Origin of the sequence: Pseudomonas sp. FSL R10-1350 (genome assembly GCF_009600525.1) — a bacterium.
In the GTDB taxonomy this organism is placed as follows: Bacteria; Pseudomonadota; Gammaproteobacteria; order Pseudomonadales; family Pseudomonadaceae; genus Aquipseudomonas; species Aquipseudomonas helleri.
Genome location: NZ_WIVR01000106.1, coordinates 1 through 8,600 on the forward strand (window position 1 = coordinate 1; position 8,600 = coordinate 8,600).

An 8,600-nucleotide genomic window follows, 5' to 3' on the forward strand; every position below is an offset into this window, starting at 1 on the left:
ACCCTAGCCTGTTGCCGTGGTTGAGCCTTGAAAGCAACGTCGCGTTTGGCCTTGATTTCGCCAGCCAGCCGACAGTCTCCGGCGCCGAACGCAAGGCGCGGGTGGACCAGGCCATTGCCGAGGTGGGCTTGCAGCACGCACGCGGCCAATACCCGGCGCAACTGTCGGGGGGCATGGCGCAGCGGGTCGCATTGGCGCGGTGTCTGGCACGCCAACCCCACGTGCTTTTACTCGATGAGCCGTTTGGCGCGCTCGACGAAGTGACCCGCGCCGACATGCAACAGCTCTTGCTCAAAGTGATCGAGCGGCACAACACCGCCGCATTGTTGATTACCCATGACATTGACGAAGCCCTGCTGCTCAGCGACCGAATTCTGCTACTGGGTCACAGCCCGGCGCAGACGGTGGCGCAGTGGCGCATTGATCTGGCGCAGCCGCGCGACGAGCGGATCGATGAACTGGGTGCCTTGCGCATAGACATTCTTAAAACCCTTCGGCGGGCAAGCCGCAAACCCGATGCAGTTATTGACCCTTTGCCCAACTCGCTGGAGCGTGAACATGTGCCTGGACGACTTTACCCACACTCGACGTGACATTTTAAAACTCAGTGCCATGCTCACCGCAGCGGGCGCTTTGCCAATGCTGGCCAGCTTGCAAGCGCGGGCGGCTGCCGAGCCGGATGCGCCCGTTCGCATTGGCTACCTGCCCATCACCGATGCCACGCCCCTGCTGGTTGCGCATAACAATGGCCTGTTTGAAGCCGAAGGCATCAAGGCCGAGCGCCCGGTGCTGTTGCGCAGTTGGGCACAGGTGATCGAGGCGTTTATTTCGGGGCAGGTCAACGTGATCCACTTGCTGTCGCCAATGACGGTGTGGGCGCGTTATGGCAGCAAGGTACCGGCCAAAGTCGTGGCCTGGAACCATGTAGGCGGCTCCGGTTTGACCGTGGCGCCGCAGATTACCGACGTCAAGCAATTGGGCGGGCAATCGGTGGCAATCCCGTTTTGGTACTCGATCCACAACGTGGTGGTGCAGCAGTTATTCCGTGAAAACGGTTTGCAGCCGGTGACACGGCCCGTCAACAGCCCGTTGGCCGCGAACGAGGTCAACCTGGTGGTGATGCCGCCTTCAGACATGCCGCCAGCACTGGCCACCCAGCGCATCGCTGGCTACATCGTTGCAGAGCCGTTCAATGCCCTGGCGGAAGACCTCAAGGTTGGGCGAGTACAGCGCTTTACCGGGGACATGTGGCGCAACCACGCCTGCTGCGTGGTGTTTATGCACGAGCATGATTTGAACAATCGCCCCGAGTGGTCGCAAAAAGTCGTGAATGCCATTGTTAAAGCGCAAGTCTGGACCCGCGACAACCGTGAGCAGGCCGCCAAACTGTTGGCCAAAGACGGCGAAAATCGCTACACCCCGCACAGCTCGCAAGTGTTGCAACGGGTGCTGTCCCCAGCGGCCACGGAGCGCACGGGCTATGAACATGACGGTGCGATCCGGCACGCGAACTGGGATGAACAGCGCATCGACTTCCAGCCTTATCCTTTCCCGAGCTACACCGAAGAGCTGGTCACGCGCCTCAAACACACGCTGATTCAGGGCGATAACGGTTTTCTCGCAGACCTTGACCCTAAACAGGTGGCAAAGGACCTGGTGGACGACCGTTTCGTCAAAAACAGCATTGCCAGCGTCGGTGGCCTGAAAACTTTCGGCCTGCCCGATAGTTTTGAGCGCACCGAGGAGTTCGGCTTTTGAAAACCCAAGCACCTTCACTTGCACGCCAATGGCTGCTCGGCGTCGCCGGGCTGTTGAGCCTGTTGCTGCTGTGGTGGCTGGGCATTGAGCTGTTCGGCAGCGCGCAGGGGCTGTCGGCGCGTTTCTCGCCACAGGCCACCTTTGCCAGCCTGTTTGACTTGCTCGGCAGTGCACAGCTCTATGACAACGTCTGGGTGAGCGTAAAGCGCATTCTGATCAGCTTGCTGATGGCCCTGTTGATCGGCGTGCCACTGGGCTTGTTGATTGGCGGCTCGCGCAACCTCGAAGCGGCCACCACGCCAGCGTTTCAGTTTTTACGGATGATCTCGCCGCTGTCGTGGATGCCGGTGGTGGTGATGCTGATGGGCGTGGGCGATCAGCCGATCTACTTTTTGCTGACGTTTGCCGCCGTGTGGCCGATTTTGCTCAATACCATCGCCGGTGTTCGGCAACTGGACCCGAGGTGGCTGCAACTGAGCCGAAGTCTGAGTGCCACGCGATGGGAAACCCTACGCCGGGTCATTCTGCCGGGGGTTCTTGGGCATGTTTTGACCGGGGTGCGGTTGTCGATAGGGATCTTGTGGATCGTGCTGGTGCCGTGCGAAATGCTTGGTGTGAGTGCCGGTTTGGGTTACTTCATTCTCGACACGCGTGACCGCTTGGCTTACTCCGAACTGATGGCCATGGTGGTGCTGATCGGTGTGCTGGGTTTTGCCCTGGATGCTTGCGCGCGCAGCCTGCACCGGCGCTGGGTGCATGCCTGAGCCGTTGCACCTAGTGTTCGGTCATAGAGCCTTTGTGTACTGAGCCACTGAAGGGGTGCGGTCTGTGCACGGTGCGACGGCCGGTGATGACGTACAGCACATCCACGCCGATCAAGGTGATGGCGGCCAGATAATCGGCGCGAGGCATGCTCAGGTCCCGCTCATAACAGCCTTGTGCGTAACGCCCAACCCCGCCAGCGTCGGCGAAAAGTTCTTGCGTCAGCTTCAGGCGTAGACGTTCCTGTTTTAAGCGTGATCCGTATGTACTCATAGATGCAGCCCGTGAAAGCCAGAGGGGTCACAAAAAAGAGTAATTCAAGCAATGAAATAGGGAAAGGGTAGGAGCTGTAAATGCCTACTAACAAGTAGGATATTTGCCAACTCCATGCAGGATTACTGCTGAGCAATCCTGCACGGCGGGGTATCAGACGGCTGGTCTGGCTTCTGTTTCTGGCAGGAACCAGTTCAAGAGCAAGGCACAAATACCGCCTGTGGCGACCCCGGACTCCAGCACATTGCGCAAGGCTGCTGGCATATGGGCCAGGAACTCAGGCACTTGCGACACGCCCAGGCCCAAGGCCAGCGACACGGCAATAATCAGCAGTGCGCGACGGTCCAGTTGAATGCTCGCCAGGATATTGATCCCCGACGCGGCCACCGCACCGAACATCACCATGGCCGCGCCGCCCAGTACCGGTTCCGGTACGGCCTGGATGGCCCCGGCCACGCTTGGGAACAAGCCCAGCAGGATCAACATGCCGGCAATCCATACACCGACATGGCGGCTGGCAATCCCGGTGAGCTGAATCACGCCGTTGTTTTGCGCAAAGATTGAGCTTGGGAAGGTGTTGAACACACCGGCCAGCAACGAGTTGGCGCCGTTGACCAGCACGCCGCCCTTGATGCGCTGCATCCACACCGGACCTTCAACTGGCTGGCGCGATATTTTGCTGGTGGCGGTCACGTCGCCAATCGCTTCCAGCGACGTCACCAGGTAAATCACCAGCATCGGGATAAACAATGCCCACGAGAACCCCAGGCCAAAGTGCAGCGGCACCGGCACCTGGAACACTTCGGCCTGATGCATGCCGGTGAAGTCCAGACGGCCCAGATAACCCGCCAGCGCGTAGCCCACCGCCAAAGCGATGACGATGGCGCAACTGCGCATCCACACCAGCGGGATACGGTTGAGGATAACGATAATGGCCAGCACCACGCCGGACAGCATCAGGTTTTCACCGTTGGCGAAGGTGCCATTGGCCATGGCGCTAAAACCGCCGCCCATGCTGATCAGGCCGACTTTAATCAGCGTCAGACCAATCATCAGCACCACGATACCGGTGACCAGCGGGGTGATCATGCGTTTAACAAATGGCAAGACCCGCGAGATGCCCATTTCGACGAACGACCCGGCAATTACCACACCGAAAATCGCGGCCATCACGCCCTCGACCGGGGTGCCTTGCTTGACCATCAACGCGCCACCGGCAATCAGCGGGCCGACAAAGTTGAAGCTGGTGCCCTGAACAATCAGCAAACCGGCGCCAAAGGGTCCGAAGCGTTTGCATTGCACAAAGGTCGCGATGCCGGAAATCACCAGCGACATGGAGACAATCAAGTTGGTGTCGCGGCTCGACACCCCGAGCGCCTGACAGATCAGCAGGCCGGGGGTAACGATTGGCACGATGATGGCCAACAGATGTTGCAGCGCGGCCAGAAAGCCGATCCACGGCTTGGGGCGGTCTTCGAGGCCAAAGACCAGTTCGCTGGTCTGGGACTCGGCTTCATGCGGGGTTTTGGGAGAGGTCATGGCGAGCGCCCTGGAAAAAAGAGCGCGATTCTACTGGTGTTAGGCCACCACGCCCAGTGTTTGCTTGCACAGGCTTTCGCTCCGGACTCAAGCGAACTTAAATCAATCGAATGATTAGGCCGTGCTGTGGTCGCAGTTAAAGGCCCGAAGGGCACATGGCAGCACTTTTAAAGGGACGTGACTTGATGCTTGAACCCACCTGGACCGCCTTGAAACACCACCGCCGGCTGCAGCACATTGTGGCGACCCTGGTGCGCTTTGGCGCGCAGGACGTCTTGATTCGCCTGGGGCTGGGGCGCTTGCTCGCCGAGGTGAAGGCCGAACCCGGCGACTCGCTGCCCGCTACTACCCCGCAGCGGGTTCGCATGGCCCTGGAAACGTTGGGGCCGACGTTTATCAAGTGCGGGCAGATACTCGCCAGCCGCAGTGACATCCTGCCGCCTGCGTGGGTTGAAGAACTGCAAGCCTTGCACAGTCAGGCGTCGACCTTGCCCTGGTGTGAGCTTGAAGCCCAAGTGTTGGAAGATCTGGGCTGTGAGCTGGAGCAGGCGTTTGCCGAATTTGACACACAGCCTTTGGCGGCGGCATCGATGGCTCAGGTCTATCGCGCGCGGTTGCTCACGGGTGAGGCGGTGGTGGTCAAAGTACAGCGGCCCGGCTTGCGCCAACAAATGACCGCCGATTTGCAGTTGCTGGAAAGCCTCGCGCAGTTGATTGAGCAAAATGATGCGCTGGCGCTGTATCAACCGCGCCAGATGGTTCGGCAGTTGGCCAGGGCGATGCTCGAAGAACTGGACTTCACTCAAGAGGGGCAAAACTGCGACAGCGTGGCGCAGAATTTTGCGCAGACCCCGCACATCGTCATCCCGACTATTTATTGGGCGTTCAGCAGCCAGCGTTTATTGGTTCAGGCGTTTTTGCCCAGCTTTACCCCGTTGACCCGTGCCGCATTGATAGAGCAGGGGCTGGACCCGAGCCTGCTGGCCAAACGCGGGGCGCAGGCATTTATCAAAATGTTGCTCGAAGATGGCCTGTTTCATGGTGATCCGCATCCCGGCAACTTGCGGGCAATGAGTGATAACCGCGTGGGGTTTATCGACTTCGGCATGGTGGGGCGCCTTGATGAGCGCCGTCGGCTTGAAGTCATGAACTTTATGCGGGCTTTGACCGAAGGCAGCACCGAGGTATTGGTGGGCGTCTTGATTGACTGGAGTGGCGAGCGGGTGCAAGACCTGTCGCTGATCGAGCAGGCGGCCCGCGAATATATGTCGAGACAAAAAGGCGGACCTCTGAAAATGAGCGCCTTGATCACCGACTTTCTTGAGTTGATCCGTGAATACCGCTTGCCGCTGCCCGCGGATTTGCTGGTGCTGTTTAAAGCGCTGATTACGGCGGATGGCGTGTTGACACAGCTGGATCCGGAGCTTGATCTGGTGGCCACGGCCAGGCCTGCAGTAGAGAAGATGCTGCGTGAGCAATTTGACTGGAAAGCCGCCAAGCGTCTGGGCATTGAGGGGGTGCAACTGGGGCGCGGGGTGTTGGCGGATTTGCCCAAACTGACTCGCTTGATGGTGCATCGGCTCAAGCACGGTGTGGTCGACCTCAAGGTCGATATGCCGGGGCTGGAACGCCTGGAGCGCTCGCTGCGGTTAGCCTCGACCCGTCTGTCACTGGCGTTGTTGATCAGCGCGCTGCTGATTGCTTTTGGCCCGCAAATAGCCGCGGCCGGGCCCGTTTGGCAAGGCTTGTCAGCGGTGGGATGGTTGGCCGGGATTGCCACATTGGGAGGTTTGCTGGCGTTTCTATGGAGCCTGTTTAAAAGCCCGTAATGATCTGTAGGAGCGAGCTTGCCTCGCGATCTTTTGACCGTTTAAAAGATCGCGAGACAAGCTCGCTCCTACAAGAGGCTGTTACAAATGCAACGCATGCCCCAAGGCGCGCAGGGCGGCTTCTTGCACGGCTTCGCCCAAGGTCGGGTGAGCGTGGATGGTGCCGGCGATGTCTTCCAGGCAAGCGCCCATTTCCAACGACTGGGCAAAGGCGGTCGACAGCTCGGAAACCCCGGCGCCCACGGCTTGCCAGCCAACAATCAAATGATTGTCACGCCGCGCGACTACGCGCACGAAACCGGCTTTGGATTCCAGGGTCATGGCCCGGCCGTTGGCGCTGAACGGGAAGCTGGCGCTGATAAAGTCCAGCCCTGCCGCTTCAGCGTCTGCCGGGTTCTTGCCCACCACGACTATTTCCGGGTCGGTAAAGCACACCGCCGCAATGGCTGCCGGGCTGAACTCACGCTGTTTGCCTGCAATGATCTCGGCCACCATTTCACCTTGCGCCATGGCCCGGTGCGCGAGCATCGGTTCGCCGGTGAGGTCGCCGATGGCCCAGACGTTGCGCATGCTGGTGTGGCAACGGTTGTCGACGCGAATTGCCGAGCCGTTCATGGCCAGCGCCAGGGTTTCCAGGTTGAAGCCCTGGGTGCGCGGGCGGCGACCGACGGCGACCAGCACCTGATCGGTTTCCAGGGTTTGGCTTTCGCCCATGCGATTGCGCATCGACAGGGTTTTGCTGCTGGCCTGGAAGCCTTCAACGCTGTGCTCAAGGTACAGAGTAATGCCCAGCGCTTTGAGCGATTCAGCCACCGGCAATGTCAGGTCTTTGTCATAGGTCGGCAAGATCCGCTCACGGGCCTCGACCACTGTCACTTCTGCGCCCAGTTTGCGGTAGGCGATGCCCAGTTCCAGACCGATATAACCCGCGCCCACCACAGTCAAGCGTTTGGGGATCGCGGCAGGGTTTAGCGCTTCGGTGGACGAAATAATGGCCCCGCCAATCGGCAGTATTGGCAAATCCACGGTCTGCGAGCCGGTGGCCAGCAACAGGTGCTCGCACTCGATGCGCTGCCCGTCGACTTCCACGGCTTTGCCATCAAGGATGTTGGCCCAGCCATGAATGACCTTGACCCCGTGCTTTTTCAGCAACGCGCCAACACCGGTGGTCAGGCGATCAACAATGCCGTTTTTCCATTGCACGCTCTGGTTGATATCCAGGGTCGCAGCTTGGGTCTTGATGCCCAAAGGCGACTGGTTAGTGCTGTAGCGCTGCGTGGTGTGGAACTGTTCGGCCACGTGGATCAGCGCCTTGGACGGGATACAGCCGACATTAAGGCAGGTACCGCCCAGCGACTGGCCTTCGATCAAGACCGTTGGAATACCTAGCTGACCGGCGCGGATCGCTGCCACATAGCCGCCAGGACCGCCGCCGATAATCAGCAACGTAGTGTGATGAGTGGGTTGCATAGTCACTCCAGAAACAGGCTGGCAGGTTGTTCGAGCAAGCCACGCATGGCCTGGATAAATTGCGCCGCGTCCATGCCGTCGACCACGCGATGATCGAAAGAGCTGGAGAGGTTCATCATTTTGCGGATCACGATCTGGCCTTTGACCACAACCGGGCGCTCGACGATGCGGTTGACGCCAATAATGGCGACTTCCGGCAGGTTGACCACCGGGGTGCTGGCAATGCCGCCCAGCGCGCCGAGGCTGGTGAGGGTAATGGTCGAGCCGGACAGTTCTTCGCGGGTCGCCTTGCCAGTGCGCACGGCATTGGCCAGACGGGCGATTTCATCGGCGGCAGCCCACAAATTCAGGCTTTCTGCGTGGCGAACTACCGGCACCATCAAGCCGCCATCGCTCTGCGCGGCCACGCCAATGTGGGCGGCGCCAAAGCGGGTGATGATTTGCGCTTCGTCGTCATAGCGGACGTTGATCTGCGGGAAGTCGCGCAAGGCCACAACCATGGCCCGCATCAAAAATGGCAGCAAGGTCAGCTTGCCGCGGGTTTCGCCCCATTTCTGATTGAGCTGGGCGCGCAACTCTTCGAGTGCGGTCACGTCGATTTCTTCAACGTAGCTGAAGTGCGCGGCGCGGCGTTTGGCATCTTGCATGCGCTGCGCGATCTTGCGACGCAGGCCGATCACCGGGATGTGCTGTTCATCCGTGCGCATGGCGTAGCCGCTGGCAGGTGCAGCGCTGGTGCTGGTGTCCTGTGCCAGGTAGGCATCAAGGTCGTCATGCAGCACGCGACCCGCAGGCCCGCTGCCTTGCACGAAACGCAGTTCAATCCCGGCGTCCCATGCGCGTTTTCGTACAGCCGGGGAGGCCAGCGGGCGCTCATTGGCTTCGCGGGCTACAGGAGCCGCTCGCGGGGTTGGCGCAGTTTTGACCGCCGCCACCGACACCGCTGCCACTTCAACCCGGGCCTGCGCC

The 8,600-nt window shown here is 60.1% G+C and carries 8 protein-coding genes; 4 read left to right on the top strand and 4 right to left on the bottom strand.

Annotated elements, in window-relative coordinates:
• The 3 genes from GHO25_RS24655 to GHO25_RS24665 all read left to right on the top strand — a co-directional run.
• On the top strand, positions 1-593 hold a 593-nt coding region (locus GHO25_RS24655), incomplete at its 5' end, for an ABC transporter ATP-binding protein (protein WP_153393081.1).
• Entirely contained in the window at positions 559-1,758 is a 1,200-nt protein-coding gene (locus GHO25_RS24660) for an ABC transporter substrate-binding protein (protein ID WP_048369361.1), read from the top strand. The genes GHO25_RS24655 and GHO25_RS24660, both read left to right, overlap by 35 nt.
• On the top strand, positions 1,755-2,522 hold the full coding sequence (locus tag GHO25_RS24665) for an ABC transporter permease (RefSeq protein WP_048369360.1): 768 nt from the start codon (positions 1,755-1,757) through the stop codon (positions 2,520-2,522). Before GHO25_RS24660 ends, GHO25_RS24665 begins: the two co-directional genes overlap by 4 nt.
• A 10-nt stretch (positions 2,523-2,532) precedes the next feature.
• Here GHO25_RS24665 and GHO25_RS24670 read toward each other — a convergent pair whose 3' ends face one another.
• The gene (locus GHO25_RS24670; protein ID WP_048369359.1) at positions 2,533-2,793 is read right to left on the bottom strand and encodes a helix-turn-helix domain-containing protein; all 261 of its coding nucleotides are present in this window, start codon (positions 2,791-2,793) and stop codon (positions 2,533-2,535) included.
• 153 nt (positions 2,794-2,946) lie between these two features.
• A complete protein-coding gene (locus tag GHO25_RS24675) occupies positions 2,947-4,332 on the bottom strand; it encodes a nucleobase:cation symporter-2 family protein (RefSeq protein ID WP_048369358.1) in 1,386 nt (461 codons plus the stop codon).
• A gap of 185 nt (positions 4,333-4,517) precedes the next feature.
• Here GHO25_RS24675 and GHO25_RS24680 point away from each other — a divergent pair, with 185 nt between their 5' ends.
• On the top strand, positions 4,518-6,161 hold the full coding sequence (locus tag GHO25_RS24680; protein WP_153393084.1) for an AarF/ABC1/UbiB kinase family protein: 1,644 nt from the start codon (positions 4,518-4,520) through the stop codon (positions 6,159-6,161).
• Positions 6,162-6,242: 81 nt separating this feature from the next.
• Here the strand turns inward: GHO25_RS24680 and lpdA are convergent, their stop codons facing one another.
• Together lpdA and GHO25_RS24690 are read right to left on the bottom strand one after the other, a co-directional pair.
• Positions 6,243-7,631: a dihydrolipoyl dehydrogenase gene (gene lpdA, locus GHO25_RS24685; protein ID WP_048369356.1), complete on the bottom strand. Its 1,389-nt coding sequence runs from the start codon at positions 7,629-7,631 to the stop codon at positions 6,243-6,245.
• Positions 7,632-7,633: 2 nt separating this feature from the next.
• Positions 7,634-8,600: dihydrolipoamide acetyltransferase family protein (locus tag GHO25_RS24690; protein ID WP_153393087.1), on the bottom strand; the 967-nt coding region annotated here is incomplete at its 5' end.

Bases quoted from the DNA above. Each gene is read 5' to 3' on its own strand.
- GHO25_RS24675 (WP_048369358.1), bottom strand. From the start codon at position 4,332: ATGACCTCTCCCAAAACCCCGCATGAAGCCGAGTCCCAGACCAGCGAA.
- GHO25_RS24660 (WP_048369361.1), top strand. From the start codon at position 559: ATGTGCCTGGACGACTTTACCCACACTCGACGTGACATTTTAAAACTC.
- lpdA (WP_048369356.1), bottom strand. From the start codon at position 7,631: ATGCAACCCACTCATCACACTACGTTGCTGATTATCGGCGGCGGTCCT.
- GHO25_RS24670 (WP_048369359.1), bottom strand. From the start codon at position 2,793: ATGAGTACATACGGATCACGCTTAAAACAGGAACGTCTACGCCTGAAG.
- GHO25_RS24680 (WP_153393084.1), top strand. From the start codon at position 4,518: ATGCTTGAACCCACCTGGACCGCCTTGAAACACCACCGCCGGCTGCAG.